The organism is Lacipirellula parvula, assembly GCF_009177095.1.
GTDB classification, from domain to species: domain Bacteria; phylum Planctomycetota; class Planctomycetia; order Pirellulales; family Lacipirellulaceae; genus Lacipirellula; species Lacipirellula parvula.
This window is the reverse complement of the sequence record NZ_AP021861.1, coordinates 5,797,404-5,814,224: the sequence shown is the minus strand read 5'-3', so window position 1 is coordinate 5,814,224 and position 16,821 is coordinate 5,797,404. Positions and strand designations below refer to the sequence as shown.

At 57.2% G+C, this 16,821-nt stretch carries 11 protein-coding genes; 2 read left to right on the top strand and 9 right to left on the bottom strand.

The annotated features are described in order from the left end of the window. Positions 1-49 precede the first annotated feature (49 nt). From PLANPX_RS22760 to PLANPX_RS22725, 8 genes are all read right to left on the bottom strand, one after another. Complete coding sequence (locus PLANPX_RS22760) at positions 50-1,876, bottom strand: endonuclease (protein ID WP_152100946.1); 1,827 nt, start codon at positions 1,874-1,876, stop codon at positions 50-52. Positions 1,877-2,052: 176 nt separating this feature from the next. Beyond that, on the bottom strand, positions 2,053-3,792 hold the full coding sequence (locus PLANPX_RS22755) for a beta strand repeat-containing protein (RefSeq protein ID WP_152100945.1): 1,740 nt from the start codon (positions 3,790-3,792) through the stop codon (positions 2,053-2,055). 77 nt (positions 3,793-3,869) lie between these two features. Continuing rightward, positions 3,870-4,880, bottom strand: a complete 1,011-nt coding sequence (locus PLANPX_RS22750; RefSeq protein WP_152100944.1) for a PEP-CTERM sorting domain-containing protein — start codon at positions 4,878-4,880, stop codon at positions 3,870-3,872. Between the two features lie 1,745 nt (positions 4,881-6,625). Then, positions 6,626-6,808, bottom strand: coding sequence for a hypothetical protein (locus PLANPX_RS22745; RefSeq protein ID WP_172992262.1), 183 nt, complete (start codon positions 6,806-6,808; stop codon positions 6,626-6,628). 1,356 nt (positions 6,809-8,164) lie between these two features. Then, a complete protein-coding gene (locus tag PLANPX_RS22740; RefSeq protein WP_152100942.1) occupies positions 8,165-9,601 on the bottom strand; it encodes an NAD(P)/FAD-dependent oxidoreductase in 1,437 nt (478 codons plus the stop codon). Positions 9,602-9,604: 3 nt separating this feature from the next. Further along, on the bottom strand, positions 9,605-11,005 hold the full coding sequence (locus tag PLANPX_RS22735; RefSeq protein ID WP_152100941.1) for a radical SAM/SPASM domain-containing protein: 1,401 nt from the start codon (positions 11,003-11,005) through the stop codon (positions 9,605-9,607). A 1-nt stretch (position 11,006) separates the two neighbouring features. Then, positions 11,007-11,594, bottom strand: a complete 588-nt coding sequence (locus PLANPX_RS22730) for a hypothetical protein (RefSeq protein WP_152100940.1) — start codon at positions 11,592-11,594, stop codon at positions 11,007-11,009. Positions 11,595-11,763: 169 nt separating this feature from the next. After that, complete coding sequence (locus PLANPX_RS22725; protein WP_152100939.1) at positions 11,764-12,183, bottom strand: hypothetical protein; 420 nt, start codon at positions 12,181-12,183, stop codon at positions 11,764-11,766. Positions 12,184-13,301: 1,118 nt separating this feature from the next. Between PLANPX_RS22725 and PLANPX_RS22720 the strand changes: the two genes are divergently transcribed. Continuing rightward, the gene (locus PLANPX_RS22720) at positions 13,302-13,769 is read left to right on the top strand and encodes a hypothetical protein (protein ID WP_152100938.1); all 468 of its coding nucleotides are present in this window, start codon (positions 13,302-13,304) and stop codon (positions 13,767-13,769) included. A gap of 46 nt (positions 13,770-13,815) precedes the next feature. Beyond that, positions 13,816-15,492, top strand: coding sequence for a GMC oxidoreductase (locus PLANPX_RS22715; protein WP_152100937.1), 1,677 nt, complete (start codon positions 13,816-13,818; stop codon positions 15,490-15,492). Between the two features lie 389 nt (positions 15,493-15,881). Here the strand turns inward: PLANPX_RS22715 and PLANPX_RS22710 are convergent, their stop codons facing one another. Then, a complete protein-coding gene (locus tag PLANPX_RS22710) occupies positions 15,882-16,820 on the bottom strand; it encodes a hypothetical protein (protein WP_152100936.1) in 939 nt (312 codons plus the stop codon). Between the last annotated feature and the right edge of the window lies 1 nt (position 16,821).

Below are 16,821 nucleotides of genomic sequence, written 5' to 3'. Positions count from 1 at the left end.
TCGAAAAATGGTCCAAGATCGATCAATATTCGGAGAGACCGCAGGTTTGTTAGCGCACCGCGCCGCGAATTACCCGGCGATGCGGCCAAGCGAATGCCGCTGCAATGAATACTGCCAGAACGAGCGCTTGGGGTTCGGGCACGGTCGTGGCAACCGCGGTTGCCGCCCCGGCTTGTCCCTTCCAGATCATCAGGTCGGACTCATTGATGAGGCCGTCGCCATTGGCGTCGCCGTCGGTCGCTCCGCCGGCGCCTCCGAAGCCGCGTTGCCAGACGAGGAAATCGGCGCCATCCACCATCCCGTCGTTGTTGAAATCCGCCGATTGAGTCGCCGCGGCCACCATGCCAGTCAGCGACAAGGTCAGCGGAGCGAGTGCCGCAGCGCCGGGCAGATTCTCGTCGGAGAAGTTCAACGTGTAAGTCGCCGAGAACGCCCCCAATGTCGACGTGCTCAACGATGCCGAGAAATTGTTGCTGTTGGCCGCCGCCAAGGCAGTGAAGCTCGCGAGGGTCGTTGAGAACGCGGCGCCGTTGCCGGCGCCGCTGACTCCATCGAGATCCAAGCCGGCCGTAAACCCGCTGTTGGCGCCCAGGTTAAAGAGATCAAATCTGAACACAGGGGCGGCGCTCCCTTGTGCCACCGTGCCGAAGTCATACGTGAGATGATTGACGTCGCTGGCGCCGCTGAACGACGGATTGGCGTGATCGAGCACGCTCAGCTTGGTGGTGATGACGTCGTTGGCGTCGTTGGCGCCGACGCCGCTGCCGCCTTGCGTTGTGATGTCAAGATTGTCGATTGTCACTTGGCCATTCTTGAGGCCGGGAGTTGCGGTGCCGCCTGTCACGCCGATGCTGACGACCTTGGAGTCGGTCGTCGAGTTACGGAAGGCGTTGTAGCGGCCCGTGAGCGAACTCGTGACATTTCCAGTAGAAGTCACCTGAAAGTACGTGCCGTCGAGGCCGGCTTTGTTAAGCGTCACGGAGCGATTGGCGGGAACGGCGGCCCCGACGAGGACGCGACCAAAGTCGAGATCGAGCGCCGATCCGCTGCCGCCCGTGGAGGTTCCCCCCTGAATCGAAATACTACTGTCATTCATCTGGTCGACGAATACCGACCAGACGAACTCGGGGTGATCGACGTACGGGTTCCGATTCTTCTGTGCATACGCGTTGCTGATGGCGGGGCTGTTCTCGCCAGCGAGGCCGTAGATCGCATGGTTGCGGCGTTGTTCGAACGCATCGGGAACGTCGCGAAAGTGGTAGTTCAGCAATGCCGAGAGATCGCCCATTTGCGTTCCCGATGGCGATCCGTCGACCAGCGTTAGCTGACTATAGCGCGTTGCCATGTAGAACTGGGCGCGAGCCACGTCGCCGGCGTCGGAGTCGCCGGGGTAGTAGTACGACCCGTTGTAGCCGTAGGCGCCGGTGCTGTTGTCGGAGCCGAACGGGCTATTGCTGCGAGAAGAGTTGATACTCGGATTCGCCGGCCGCAAGTTGAATTGATCGCTGGCGACGCCAGTCGTCGAATTGCTGGGGTCGCCGACGCCGAGTCGAGACACCGGCCAAATATGCTCGCGATTCCAAGTGGCTCCGTTGTCCCACGTCGCCGCTACCGACGCGCGATTGTAGATCAGCAGGATCTTGCCGGAAGCATTCGGATCGGCGTCAGTGACTAACGCGGAATAACGTGCGTTGCCGTAGTTGATGCCGGTCATGCTGCTGACGATGGTCTGCAGCTGGCTCTTAAGAGTCGCGCCTGTGCCGGTCGCCGAGTTGTAGTAAGTCGTCGGCGGATTGTATTGCGCGTGGGCGGCGGCAGCGGTCAAGCAAACAAGGGCCAGGAATGTAACGATGGCGCGGAACCGGCAAATGAACATAGCGAACTACAATGCTCCAAAACGTGAGGCGTCGACGCGGTCGACGTCGTGCGCGGCAATGATCTAATCGGCGCATTGCCAGACACTGATCGAAAAAAGGCGGGAAATCGCATTAAAGAAAACGCCGCCGCACGCATTGCTGAGTGCGGCGGCGTTCAAGAAATCGAAACTGCGGGCTATGCCAGCATCCGTCGACAGCGGAGCAATGCCACGCAACCGGCAAGTCCCATGACGAACGTCGACGGTTCGGGAACGCCGACCGTGCCGGTCAACTGCAGCGTCAGTTGCTGAGCGCCGAACGAACTGGCGCCGGCGATGCCGTCGGCGTCCGAAAATCCGAGCGTGTACGTCGTCGAGTACGTGCCGATCGGAGCATTGCCGTCGAACGAAGCTAAGAAGTCGAAGGCGTTCGTTTGCCCCGCCGCGCGGTTCGTGAACGCTCCGCTGACCAAGTCGGCCGACAGCACGCTCAGGTCGCCGCTGCCGAGCACTGAGTCGAGGTCGAGCCCTGCCGTGTAGTCCAGCGTCTGCAAGACGTTGTAGATCGCGTCGCCGAGCGAATGGACGCCGCTTCCCTGGAGTACCGTGCCGAAGTCGAGCGTCAGCGTCGTGCCGGCGTTCGACAAGAAGGCGGCGGCGCTGGGATCGAATGCCGTAGCGACGTAGTCGACTGCCGCACTCTGCACCGCTTCGCCAGCGAGGCCTTCGCCCGTCACAGCAAGGGCGACGCTACCGCTTTTGGCGCCAGCCGTGGCGAATGTTCCGGCAACGCCCCGAGCCGTCGAATCGGCCGAATTGTCGAACAACTGCGTGGCGGCGGCAGCCACGGTAACGAAACTATCGGTCGCCGAACCGCCGTTGAGCGTGACGCGGGTGTTGTTATTGTCATCGCCCGTGGTGGTGACGGTCGTGAGTTGCGACGGCGTCGCGACGCCGACGATGACGCTTCCCAAGTCAACCTGCGAAGCGGCGAGCACCCGATTCGCCACGACGGTCGCTGAAACGGCGACTGCATCGTTGGGATCTGCCGAGCCTTGACCGGCGGCAGCGCTCGTAGCGGCCAAGTTGTCGACTGCCACGGAGAACGCTTTGACGCCGGTGTTGGCGGAACCATTGGCGTTGTTCTGCAACTGTAGCGAGACGTTCTCACTCTGGCTGCCGCTGGCAATCGCTCCATCAGCAGTCACGACGACGCCATTGTTGTTCGCGGTCGCCGCGTAGGTCGTAGCATCGCTGCCGGTCTTGGCAAGATTGAAGTTGATCGACGGCGTTTGTCCGACCATGACGCGACCGAACGACTGCGGAACAGGACCGGTGATGACCGAGTTGTTCCCCGTCGCCACGGCGGCGATCGCCGCATCGAACGAAAAGTCGTTGATGCTGAACGTTCCACCGGAGTTCGTCGTCCCCCAGGCGTAGAGGCGGAACGTGATCGGAGCAACGACGGAGTTCAACGTCGCGGAAGCCAAGCTCAGATTGAAAGCTTCGGCCGTCCCTGATCCGCCGATGGAGCCCGTGACGAGGTCCGCTCCATAGCCGTCGAGCGAGGACCGCAGCGAGTAGGAGCTGGGCCCGGTGCTCGACCGCTGCCAATTACCGGTCAGCGACGCGAAATCGATGGAGAATCCGCTCGATGGACTCAGCGTCCAATCGAAGTACGCCGTGTTGTCGAGGCTAGTCGTATTCCAGGAGTTGGCGGCGTAGCGGTCGTTTGCGCTCGTGCCCGTGGCGCCCGCACCATGACCGATGCCCGAAGCGGACAAATTAGCCGCCACCGTTTGCCCGGTCGTGTAGGGGCTCACTAGTCCCGGATTGGAACCTGTAATCGGATTGCTGTGGACCACCGCCGCAGTGGCTGGGGCAGCGAGCCCCAGCGCGGCGAGGGCCGCGAGCGCGTACCGAACTTTTAGTTTCATTAGACAAACCCTTCCAAAGATGTTTAGGCGATGCTGGAAATTTGAATTGGGGTTTCAGATGCGGGATCAATGGGTTGCTAAGAGCGGCGACGAACGACGCCCAGCGATACAACCAAGCCAATCGCGCCCAACAGGCACGTCGAAGGCTCGGGCACCGCACCGACGGCAACCGTCGCAGAAGACTGGCCGTACTGAGCCTTCCAGATTTCGAGGTCAGCCGCGTCGACCACGCCGTCGCCGTTGGCGTTCCCTTCGCCGAGCGTCGAGCCCGCGCCGAATCCGCGCTGCCACGCCAAGAAGTCCGCCCCGTCGACCGTGCCGTCGGCATTGAAATCTGCATCGTCGGCCGGCGGTTGAACCACGGAGGAGGTCACCGAAAAGTCGTCGACCGCGAGGCCGTGATCGTTTCCGGCGTCGTTGTTCTCGATCCAGCGAACCCACAGCGTTTCGCCGACGCCCCACGGCAAGCCGCTAAGGCTGCCGCCGAGACCGGCCACGCGATTGGCGGGGTCGTTGCCGTTCAAAGCGGCAGCGGCAGAGTGAATCGGAGAAACAAAATCAAAATTCCCACCCGGCGCGGTCCAGGTAACAGCTTCAAACGCGGCTCCGATGCCGTACTCCAGCACCATCGTTTGAGCGCTGGTGTTGCCGCCGTCGCGCCACTGCTCGCCGTCGAAGGCCAACGTCACCGAGTCGATCAGCGAGCTAGTGCCGTTGGTGAGGGCGACCGCGAACCACCCTGCAACTGCGTTCGTGCTCGGGCTGCCCCAGTAGGTGCCGCCGGAGCCAACGCCGCCCAAAGCGCGGTCGGCTTCGCCCGAGCCGCCAAAGCTGTAGATTGCACCGGCATTGCTGCTGCCAGTGCCGGGGGTGATCGATGCCAGCGGAGACCCGGGGGCCGGACGCTTAAACAGCGACCATCCCGGCAACGTGCTGTCGTTCGTCCACCCGGTGGCGGCGCCCGAGCTTGGCAGCGAATCGAAAGTTTCCGCATAGCTCCCGGTGAACGAGACGGCCCCTAGAGCGCCTTGCGCAAGGCAAATCCCAAGTGCTAATGCGACTCCACAACGACGAATCGGACGTTTCATCTCGAGCTCCCGGAGAGAGGATGTCTTAAAAAACCGGCGAGATGCCCGTCCTGACCATGGGTATCAAGGATGGTCAGGCCCAACCAATGCAGCATTCACCGGCGAGAGCGAGTGTAGGGGCCGGCAAGTCGCGGCTGGGTTCTCAGCCAATGAAGAGTCTGTGAAGTGTTCGTGAGCGTCGTGCTCGCTCTCGACGTCGAATCTCAATGCATCGCTGCACTGGCAAAATGGCGCCCTGATAGCGCCAATGCTCGCCACGCCATCGCATCACAAGAGATCGCACTACCGCGGCGATCAAGCGCATGCGAAGCAAGTTTTTGCTGCTCGCAGATCTGTTCGCCCTCCCGCCTTCGCCGTCGCATCAACCCTCGCCGCTGCTGGGGCCGAGGCGGTGGTGGAGACGGAAGCGGCTGCCCTGCGTCGAGTTCGAGCCGAGGTACAAAAGATTTCTAGGCGCTATGAACCTCAATCTGCAACCTTTTATAATTCAGTTTGCCCTGGAAGAGGATTGCAGAAGACATGCAAGGTCATGGAAAGCGTGTCTGTGGAAAAAGCTGGCAGAATGAGCAGACGGCAGGGGGACCGGAACTGCGAGGATGAAGGATGCAACGGCGGGGGAGGGCGGGGCAGAGCGAGCCCTGCAGCCCCATCGACCCCTGCGATCTAATCTCTGCTATTCTCGCTTGGATTTTCTCAGCAATCGCGAATAGCTTACGCGGCGACGCCACTACGTCACGAGGTTGCGATATCAGGGGGCATCGCAATCGCATGAGGTTCCACCAGGGCGTCCGTCTAGAGAAGATTCTGTTAGGAATGTCTGGCCAATACTTCGTCGCTGCCGAGTTGTCGCGCAGAGCCTACTTCGCCGTTGTTGCGCTGCGCAACGCGCAGGGCATCGACATAGTGGCGTCCACAACTGACGGCGCGTACTCCGTGGGCATTTAGGTGAAGGCGAACTAGGTAGCAAGCGGCAATGGCTGCTAAGCCAGAAGAATGAAGAGTTATCGAATGACAATTTGTTCTACGCGTTCGTGAATTCCAACGGCGAAGCCAGCCAGTCCGTATTTCAGATCGTCTCGACGCTGCACTCAGCGAAAACGACTCCAGAGAGTCTCAAGAATTGGGTTACACCCTGGCGCGCTAGAAAAGACATGCGATGCGCGTCTTTAGCGACGTTGGCGGCTGCTACCTGAATTGCTGGGAAGGCCAGCGATTAGGTTAGCCATTACGTCACGATGAACCCGAAGTGGCTACGGTGCGGGCAGCTAGCAACAAACGCTACAGAGATAGTAGATCAACGTTGCGGTGTTAACGGCAGTCCAAGCGTGGAAGTATCCATTTGCATTTTCCCACCTGTAGTCAATCAGCTTGCTTCTGCTCGGAAGGAGCGTCTTGCAGTTATGATTGGGATATGGATATAAAAGATTTAGCGATCCTCAATTTTTCTTAGTCGCTGGCGGCATTCAACAAACTCCCGCTGCAGTCCGTGGAGAATGTTTTGGCTCGCTACGAATGCCACGACTAAGATGCCAACGAGAACTAAATCTACCTCGCATTGATTTACACTGGCGTCAACCGGCCTGAGCTTAACCGAACCTAGTCGTATCGCGAATGTCCAAGCGGTTACTTTCTAAGGGTAGTCACGATAGCGAACGGTTTCATCGTACGTCTGCTTGTAAAGAGCAAGAACAGCTGCCTCTTCAGGAGCTTTGAGGTTCGCACAGTCTGACATGCGGAAACTCCGGTTAAGGTCGCTGGTTCTGCTGCGCCCGTTGTCGTGCTTCCGCTTCTTTGATCGCCTGATCCATCGCCGTGACGCCTGCACTCATGACGAACATGAAGAACAAGGCAATAAGCAAGGTTATCCCGCTGAGTACGATACCAGCGATGGAGAAACCGATTCCGCGCCCCTTGCGGAGGATGGCCATCGTTAGCCCGGCGGCTCCAAGGCCAAGCCCCAGTAACGAAACGAGAATGCCAACAAGGGGGATGCAAAACGTGAATAGGCTTAGCATGCCAATCATTAGGGATGAGATTCCGAGGCTACTGAACGCATTGGATGGAGCAGTAGTCGTTTGGCTGACGTTCAATTGAACAGCGACCGGCGGATGCGCGGGAGTGGCGGAGACGTGTTCGACGATATCCTGCGGCTGATTGACCCCATGCACGGGCGCGGCGGCAAGAGGCGGTATCGGCGGCAACGCCGTTTTGGGCGTCGCGGGTGGGCCAGCGAAAGAGCCGGCCGTTTCGAATGGCGGGACTGTCACACGATCACCGCAGCCAGGACATTTACCCTGTCGGCCCGCCATCGCGGAAGGCACTTTGATGGACTTCCGGCATTTCGGGCAGATGAAACGGATATTGTCCGCATAGATCTTTAATTGATTCGTGGAAAAATTATGGCGAATAGTCTATTTATGAGCCTTGCTTAGGTCAGCTTCGCAACGTCGATGGTGCGTTTTCAGGTTATCCCGGCCTATTTTTGGAGATTGGAGGACTTAACCGCTCCGATTTGGCGTCGGCATGCTTACTGCATCTCTATTCACGCGAAGTCTGCACTACGTACCTCGGTACGGGGAATCTGAAACCTGAAAGAACTCGACGCCTACACCGAAGCCATATCGGCTCACGTCGGGCCGGGGAGAGTGAGCCGGACGACGCGGAATGACTAGCTGTTGCCGTTTCGATGGCGCAGCAGCATTCACGCACAAGAAATCTTGCCGCGAAGTCGTCCAGGCCTTGAGCGTTGGCCCCGCTCCATCGTTCGAAAGGCTCACGCGGCACTGGCGGACGCTAGCGCAGCTTTGCCACGATGCGGCGAGGGAGAGGTAGCGCCGGAACTGCTTGCAGTGAAGCAAGCCGCCAAACGTTTTAACATCAGCGAACGGACCGTCGGTAGCGGATCGACGACTTGATCGCCCGCGTGGCCCCGGTACACCTACTGTTCTTCAGGTAGTAGCCCTTCGCGAACCGCAGATACCGCCCGCAGAGCACAGTGACAGTGATCACCTCTACCGTGTCGATGTTTGTTTCAAAGGGCGCTAGTGCGTCATATACATGCGGCTGCTTTTTCGTAACGAATTGGTATCTTGTGTCACCTTATTATCTTCGGTGAATGCACTCGCAGGATTCTCAACTCAATTTAATCTCATATTTAAGATCGCATGCTAGCGTGCAATCAAGCAATTGTCCCAATTCGACGCAGAATCGCAAAAGAATTTGCATTTGTGCAGGATTCGAACTCAGTTCGCCGAGCCAAGCACACCGGGTTTCGTCAGATCAAACTAATCTATGTTGACCTTCTTTTGTTCCTGTGTGTTCTGAGAGACCGCGCTCTTTTGTCGCACGACGCCAGACTCGATTAACCATCGATACACTTCGTTTCCGACTTGGCAGCCGTATCGCGAGCGCAGTATGCTCAGTAAAGACTTGGCGATGCGAGGAAATCGCAATATTTCTAGCAGGTCAACAATTGGAACTGTTCCAACAAAGGCTACTGGCTTAGCGCCCGGAGGCACAACCGCAGTTCCCAGACGGACGCAGAAACCGTCGATGACGGGAGTTTGCAGCACGGCAGCATCTGTCGACCACATGAGAACATCTTCGCTACTAGGCAGTCTGGCCACAGACGTACTAATCGTAGGGGCATGAACTTGTGCGCGACTCCACCAGAAACTCGTCTGAAAGTTTTCAGCTGGTTCGCGGTACATCGAACTCGCGAACATGGCATTGCGAAATGCGGCTGCTTGCACTCGCTCACGGTAAAACTGCCGGGCTAATACCGTACTACCGCCTGGGCAACCGAGAAGGGAGTGCACTACCGCTGCTGCTTGAATCGCATTGCTAATTGCAGACTGAACGCCTTGAGACGATAGTGGATCGATAGTAAAAGCGGCTTCACCGCATTTGATCCATCCCTCGCCTACGACCTCTGACGCGACGGAGGGCGTGGCGCAGCAAACCCTCGGATCTGCCGTTAAGATACCCCGCAAGCAATCTCTAAGTAGCTCCGATTCGTATAGCAACGCTCGGTACAACGTAACTGGATTGTCTGCAGCTCGAATGCGGCATAGATCCACAAATACCGTCGCATTGAAACAGCCGCTCGGAAGAGGAGCTCCCCAATACCACTGTTCAGGTCCTGCCTCGATGCGAGTTTCATCGCCGCTTAGCTGCGCATCCCGCCAGTAGCCATAGATGGCCATGGTTGGACAGGTTAGGCTGAGTCGTTGTCTACGCAAGAAGGAACTACGCCCTGCCGCATCAACAACAAAGTCGCAGTTGATCGTTTCCAGAACGCCGTCCGCTGCGGCACGAATTCTCCATCTACCATTTTCATCGCGAGTTGCTGTCAAGGCACGGGTCGATTGCCTGAAGCAAACCCCATTTCGGCGCGACATCTCCACCAAGATCGAATCAAATTCTCCGCGATCGACTTGAAATCCTGGAATGTCACCCTCGACCTCTCGGGTTTGGGAGCGTGCGCCCCAACGCACAATTGTCGCTTGCGGACGGAGAAACTGCGAAGCGACAACAGCTTCTTTTATTCCTAAGAACTCAAGTAAAGGCAGAATTGTCGGCGCCAGGGATTCGCCGACGCGTGGCCGTGGAAGCCTATGCGCCTCGAGCAGTATGACTTCGCGTCCCGCCTTGGCGAGCTCTGCAGCGATTGTGCTGCCAGCGGGCCCAGCGCCTATAACGCATACTTCAGCGTTTAACATTGATCAACGGTCGCGCGAGAAATAATCCGGCACGTGAGAAAGTAATCGGATGTACGCTTGAAGACTGTAGTGAAGCCATCCACGAATGTAGTCGCAGGAGGGGCGACCGCGGTGAAGTACTTCATGGTGACAGCCGCCGCCGCACAGGTAGCGAGCCCAGCACGACCGGCAAGGTTCCTGCGAGTCGACATGTCGCTCAGTCATCCATTGCCGCTGAAGGCTCGCGTCGACTCCAGTCGCGATGTTCCCCATGCTTCCCTTTGCATCGCCCACGAATCGATGGCATGCCGACAATTCGCCCTCGGCGGAGACGCCGTAGTAACTAATCCCGGCGCCGCAGGGATAGGGGCGGCTCGAACCTCGATGAATTTCCTCCATCGCGGCCATCATATTGCTAAATGGAAATCTAATGCCGCCGCGAACGTGCCTTTCGAATTCCTTACCGCAGATGATCATCTGCTCAAGCATCACCTGAAGATGACTCCAATCCATTTGATCTACTCCGGTGGGTGATGTGAGCATTGGAGAGAAGCCAACGGAATGGAATCCTCGATCGATAAGACCGACAAGGGTATCAGCGAGATTGAGGTTGCGCGGGGTAACCGTAACGCGAGCAGAGACTTGCATCTCGCCTTGTTGCTCGAGCAGCGGTTGAATATTGCTCATGATCCGATCAAAAGTGCCGGCTCCGCTTTTGAATGGACGTAGCCGGTCATGCACGCTTCCCAATCCATCTAGGCTGATAGTTACAGAAAATCTGTGCTTCTCAAAGAAATCACCGTCATCGGGGGTGATTAGAGTGCCGTTTGATGTAATCGAGAAACCAATTGCCACGCGGCGTAGTTCGGCAAGCTCAGCGGCAAATTCTGTCGTCATCCTTAAGACGTCGCGCGCCAGCAGCGGCTCGCCGCCAAGAAATATTAGATGGCACTTATCGCCGGGCATTGCCGTAGCAAGCAGGCGATTGACGGCCGCTCTCGCAACGTCCGGGGACATCGAAGCTACTGGCCCTCCGAAGCTTCCTTCCTGCGCATAACAATACCCACAACTCAAATTGCACTTTTGAGCCACAGCCAGAGACAGCGACCGAATGGGGGACGTTGTCGCGGCGTCGCCGGCGGAGTTTGCGAATGAGGAGATTCCTACTTGACTGAGTAGTTCCCGAGGATCGCAGGCGAAATCGGTTTGGTCTGACAGGCGGGCTGCGAGAGACGCCGGGATTGAAAATACTTGAGACTGATTGGCGACATACGCATGTGGTCCGCCTTCAGAGTCAAAGATATGGACGTGCGGATTGTAGGCAAACAGCTCGAACGACGCTGGCGGCGGCAGAGGAGGCGGATTGATAACCGGAAGCGCGCCGCTGGATTTTAGCGGTCGATGATGACTGGTATGCTGATTCATTTCACTCTGAATCCTGCCCGCGCACGACGAACTTCAGCTTGCTCTGCCACTCTAAGTAGAGTTCCTGATAGGTGAAATGAGTCAGGTCTGGAGTCGGCGAATTCGGATATGGACGAGCATCGGGGCGATTTCGGATCGTGCGATCACGTTGCATCCAGCTATTTCCGCTCGCTCCACCGGCTCCTTCCAATCGAGCATTAACAAAATCGGGACGACTTGCCGCCCAATAGTAGCACCCGCATTCTCGATAATCAGCCAACCAAGGCGAGCAAAGCCCTTGAGTGAGACGCCCGGGAGGCGCGAGGTCGGAGGAAATCACTCCGTCAATCAAGATGGGATGAACGAAAAGTGCGACAACCTTGCTCGTCCCGCTATCGGTCGAGAAGAATGTGCATTCCACCTCGGCACCGACTTTTTCCAGCACATCGGCGAGAGCATTCGAAAACTCAAGGGGAGCTCCCGTGCTGGATTCCGATGCCACGACGCGGACGCCCTCGACGGCAACCAGCAAGTCGAGGTCGCGAACGCCGGCACTGTAGGCTTTCGAATCTCTTTCGACATGCACAACGATGTGCCCTAAGTCCGTCAAGCCGCACTCGTGAAGTTCGATGCCCTCGAATAAACTCTTCCATACGGCTCTGAAGTCGAACTCAAGCCCGGGGTAGCAGTTGGAGATGCTAGTGTAAGGCAGCGTCCCGGAGGGTTTCCTTCAGCCTTATAGTTAATCTGAGCCGACAGATTCTTGGCTTTGATCTCTTTCATGGCGCATGCCCCTCGTTGATCCATCGCTCAAATGTCCGAATCCACTCTTCAGGCCACGGCCCATCATGATCAGCGGGCGGCATGATCGCGCCAGTGGTTCCCTTAAGCCTGCCGAGTATTTGCCTACTTCGTGCGGCGACCTGATTAACGTCGGAGAGGTCCAGGCCGAAATCTTTCATCACCTCGATATCTTCGTCGCTGAAACAAGGAAGGATATGGAGACGAAAGCTTAAAGACCGCGAGGCCGTTCCGGGGGCTGCTGCGCCTGGCGTATGAAGTTCGTCCTGCGTGTAATCGACGTTCGCTAGATAGGCCCTCGCGATCTCGTTCGCTCGGGGAAGAAATTCGGGATAGCTCTCGATGTTTACCAACTTGTGGAAGGCTTGTTTTTCCTCCTCCGGCGTGGGAAGTGGCACGGCGACTTCTGTGGGGGGGATGGCGCAACGGGAGCGACCTCCCCTAGCTCAGTCGGCGCCCCCTCAGCGATCCATTGCCGGATGACAGGGAGGTCGCCGGCCAACGTTCTTCCCATCGGGCGGTCGTTGCGAAGAAATACCTTGATGATGCGACTTGTCTCGGGATTCCCTGGGGTGACATATGCCGTATCCGAGGCGAGAGCCCGCATCAATTCGACGGTTGTCGCATTTTGAGTGTTGAACCACCATGCAACCGGATGGCTGGACAGCTGATGCGACTGGTGGCTAGGCACGTTAACGGCCGTCGAACGCCATCGATCAATGACCGCCGCCATTTGCGTTGCGATACTCATTGCGATTCCTTAAGTGGCTCGTGAATGAGAATAAATGGTGAAGCACGCATATCGCAAACCACCCTCTGAGACTGCGTATCGCGCTCAGCGCAGGCTATGGTCCGTGATCCAATCGCGACCGCTAAATGGCTGACTACCCAGGGGAAATAAAAAAGCTATGCGCAGCGACTTTAGGGGGATTGGGAGGGTAGTGTATCGATTCGTGCGCGTGCGTCCAGCGAATTCACAAGAAAGATAGATACATCACAAGAGCTATTAATGGACGGTCGAGCATTTGCAGGATCACTCGCATTCGTCGCGGATTGCCCATTGCCCCATTTGCGGGGTGGTTGGGGTTTTTGCTTCATTTGACGGTGTCTGTAGGGGCGTCGTGCACCCCTGCGGTGGTCTGCGAAGGGCTTGGGGGCTGCAAGGATGCTGGTTTGCTGCAGCACATTGTCCTCGTCGGCGCGGCGTCGTTTGGGCGGTGGAGGGATAGCAGCGATGTTCAATGAGTCTGCAACGCTCAGCACTTCCTATAACGGTCCGGGATGGCCGCACTCGAAGTAGATCGCTCGAGTATTGCAGATGCCGTAAGAATGTTTTCTGCGAGAACGGGCGCCAATTCTTTGGAACCACTATCAGTGCCAGTAGGCAGGCGTGCCCCTTCGAAGGAATTATTAGTTTCTGCGGAGTATGCGCCGCAGGAAACTAGAGTATTCTCATTGAGATCTCGCTAAGGCAATTTGACGAACAGAATCGGATTTTTCCCTTAGAGGCCTGATAATGTTGCCGCGTGATGAGTTTTTTCTCGCCGCACTCCAAGCAACTGACCTCGATGGCGGCGGCAACACTCGCGAGAAAGAGATGTTGCTGACTACGCTTCGCTTCTACTTCGGGCCGGCCCAGGGCTGGGGCGCGGTGCACAATGTTTCTGATGCTGCCTCATTGGCTCAACTGGATCTGACGCTGCGCCAGCCAGGCGAGCGCTACGAAGTTCTGGAGCAGCAGACCTCTCTATCCTCCGGTTACTTCTCGCAAAACCATTCTGCTGCCGGGCAGGTCGCGCTCTATGTCGCCAGAAAGGATAATAACGGTCTCAGCCCCAGTTACTTCATTTACGAAGCATCGCGAAATCTGACGTTGTATGTCGGGCCAGACTTACTGCACAACTTGCCAGGTCATTTGGTGGCAAATGCTCTGGTGCTCGATGGCCAGTATTGCCCCGTGGAATCGTTCACTCTGCGGTTTTAAGTAAGCGACTTCAAGAGATTATGCCTGCCTGGCACAGGAGCATGTCATGACCTTTCAAGCTTCGACCTACCCCAACTTTGTCGCTGTCGACACCCCGGCCCGAGAGCGACTGGTCTTGCAGTACCTCAGTGATCGAAATGACTTTGACATTGTCGTAATCGGATCTGGAATGGGTGGCGGCGTTCTAGCTGACGACTTAGCTGAACGGCTCGGCAGACAGCTGCGCATACTCGTCGTTGAAGCGGGATCCTTTCTGTATCCCACGCATGTCTATAACTTTTCCCGTTTTCCGAACGCGAGTCTGGCCAAGCACTTTGGTTGTGACACGTTCTGGCAGGCTGGCGGCTCGGATCAAGATGAACTATTTGTGGGTGAGCGACCGCAGTTGAATTTTGGGGGGAGGTCCATTTTCTGGTCAGGTCTCATCCCGACCATTCAAGGCTGGGAACTCGATTTCTTTCCTCCACGTGTTCGCCAGGATCTGCAGGCTGGCCTGCTCAATCAGGCCGGCGATGCGATGAATGAGTCGCGCTCTATGGGAGCGGTTGCCCAAGCCGTTGTCTCTCGATTGCGCAGTTCCTCGCTCGCCGCCGATTTTTCCATTCAAGAGACTCCACGCGCGCTGCATCAGCCGTACCTGCAGGCGGATGGCACGCCGAAAGACGAGTTCTTTACGGAGCCCACGGGGGTCTTCAATACGGCCGAACTCCTCATCAATCAAGTTGGTCTGACTCCGGGCGTAAGTCACGGCGATGGCCCCGGTCTGCATATTCTCTTTCGACACTTCGTCGAAGACGTGCAGGATCATGGCAGTCACTTGGCAATCGTGGCCCGCAACCTGGTCACCGGTCAGGCGAGAATACTCCGAGCCGGTAAAGTAGTGCTCGCAGCTGGCTCTGTCGAAAGCGCGAAGCTCTTGCGCAGGTCTAGTATGTTTCCTTGGCTGTCCGACAGTGTGAAAGGACTCGTGGGCCGCGGCTTTACGGACCACCCGACCACGGACGGCGTCACCACGTTCGTGGATGGCATTGGCGACGTGAATCTGGATCATGGCGACCATGCTAAGATCGTTTTTTACTCACGCGGCATCCGGGATGGAAACGAGATCCGTTTTCCCTTCAATGTCGAAATGAATCTCAACCATGAATATTGGCACTTGCGGGAGAACGATCCAAGCGAAGACGGGCCCGCTCCTACTGGCGGCGTGGCGCGGGTTGACATCAAATTCAGCTTCGGCAACTGCTTAGACGACGACAACGAAGTGAAGCCAGCGCCTCCGTTCCAATACGTGCCGGAAATCGTCTTCCACAATCTAAAACGCGCCAATCGCCTATCGCAGTCGCGCTTCCCGGCGCTGGCCGGCTGGCACAAAAGTCCGGAAGAGATTTGGTCCGTTCTCAATGAAGTCACCTATCGGATTTTCTCGCAGTTCCGCATCAACGGGCAGCCGGCGCGACCGGCAGAAGAAGCCTGGTATGGCCAAAGCAACAAGGGCTTCGGTTACGGCACCGTTCACCACGCTGTTGGTTCTCTGCGAATGCCCGCGCGACCTCGATACGATCAGCCGTTCGCTACGGCCTCCGTTGTAGATGAGGACCTGAAAGTGGTGGGGACCGACCGGCTCTATGTCTGCGATATGTCGGTTATGCCGATTAGCACCGCCGCCAACCCGGTGCGCACGTTGGTAGGACTCGCTCTGAGGCTTTCACGCTATCTCGGGTAGCAGCGCCGAAGATATGCGCAACGCCGCTCAGCGTGTTCTTCGTGGATAAGTTGGTGCGCTGGCGAGCGTTGAGTTTACGCATGCAGCGGGTGCGCAAATCCTCGCCGCTGCGTATGATGCGCCAGTCCACCTAGGATACAGGGTTACCCGGCCATCCCTACCCGAGACGGCCCTAATCAACAACCAATCTCGATAGTGGCGACAGGATTTGAATTCCCCGGCTTTCGACAAGATTAAGAATTACAGCTGCACGCTTTCATCGCGGCCCTCAGCCTAGCTGTGTCTTGGATCTGTGCGTGAGAATGTCATTTTTCGTAAGCTATTGCACGCAAACGATAAATAGCTCGCAACAAATTTATGCGCCAAGCTGGCGATGACAAAGCCTCGCACTACATTCTTGCTAAGTTGCGCCACAATGTCTCTAGGCTTGCCAGTCCTCCAAAAGCGGCGCTCCACAGAGTTGCATCACAGATCACGGTTTGTCCGCGACGCTCACCGTCGGGCGGCGCCCAAAGCAACGCGTCGAAGTGGGTGTTTATGCGCGAGAAGGGGTGCGGCGCTGCGAGTGGATTAATCGGTTGCTTGGCCAGGACGCGAACTTTGCCTTTTGCTCCGGGCCGAATTTCCAGGTGTGGCAAGTGCGGGTGTGCGTTGAACGTACTGACGTCAGCTAAGACCCCGAGGTCGTCGAGTGGCGCAACGATGATCGACTCTGGTGAGCCTTCAGGCGTGGTCGCAGGATTTAATCCAAATCGATTGCGAACTGGCACTCCGATGGCCTCCAGCAAGCATCTGGCATAACCTCCGATGTCCTGCGCGGCCGGGACAAGTTGGTCGCTATGATGCCGATGTTCGACTTCCTGACTCTCAACGTCACTTCCGATCGTACCGATGTCGTGGTGTGGACTCACGATCAAGCACGCTTCGGTCCTCGAAAGGAATTTATTTACCGCTGCAATCTCGGCCGCCGTCGGTAATTGCGAAGTGCAAGAGTGATCAAGACTGACGACGATTAAAGTGTCAGTAGAATCAAGCAGTTCTTCGGTCAATGGAATCAGTTTGTCGACGTATCGATGAACCACCTCAACATCATTCCCAGTCGCGTCACGAATGACATCGCGAAAGTGCTGGAAGTCGGACAACACCACGTGTTCCATGAAGCCGAGGACGCCCTGATCTGCTTGAGCTGCATTATGTTCGTAGTGCGGCCATATCTCGCGCCTGAACTCGAACAGCGTCGGGTATCTGTGTTCCAAGACTCCGAGTTTGGCGGAATTCTCAGCAACCCAGTTCCAGGCAAAATAGAGCTTGAAGCGACGGTTGGGCATA

Coding starts and splice junctions, on each gene's coding strand:
- PLANPX_RS22760 (WP_152100946.1), bottom strand. CDS start 1,876: ATGTTCATTTGCCGGTTCCGCGCCATCGTTACATTCCTGGCCCTTGTT.
- PLANPX_RS22755 (WP_152100945.1), bottom strand. CDS start 3,792: ATGAAACTAAAAGTTCGGTACGCGCTCGCGGCCCTCGCCGCGCTGGGG.
- PLANPX_RS22750 (WP_152100944.1), bottom strand. CDS start 4,880: ATGAAACGTCCGATTCGTCGTTGTGGAGTCGCATTAGCACTTGGGATT.
- PLANPX_RS22745 (WP_172992262.1), bottom strand. CDS start 6,808: ATGGCCATCCTCCGCAAGGGGCGCGGAATCGGTTTCTCCATCGCTGGT.
- PLANPX_RS22740 (WP_152100942.1), bottom strand. CDS start 9,601: ATGTTAAACGCTGAAGTATGCGTTATAGGCGCTGGGCCCGCTGGCAGC.
- PLANPX_RS22735 (WP_152100941.1), bottom strand. CDS start 11,005: ATGAATCAGCATACCAGTCATCATCGACCGCTAAAATCCAGCGGCGCG.
- PLANPX_RS22720 (WP_152100938.1), top strand. CDS start 13,302: ATGTTGCCGCGTGATGAGTTTTTTCTCGCCGCACTCCAAGCAACTGAC.
- PLANPX_RS22715 (WP_152100937.1), top strand. CDS start 13,816: ATGACCTTTCAAGCTTCGACCTACCCCAACTTTGTCGCTGTCGACACC.
- PLANPX_RS22710 (WP_152100936.1), bottom strand. CDS start 16,820: ATGCCCAACCGTCGCTTCAAGCTCTATTTTGCCTGGAACTGGGTTGCT.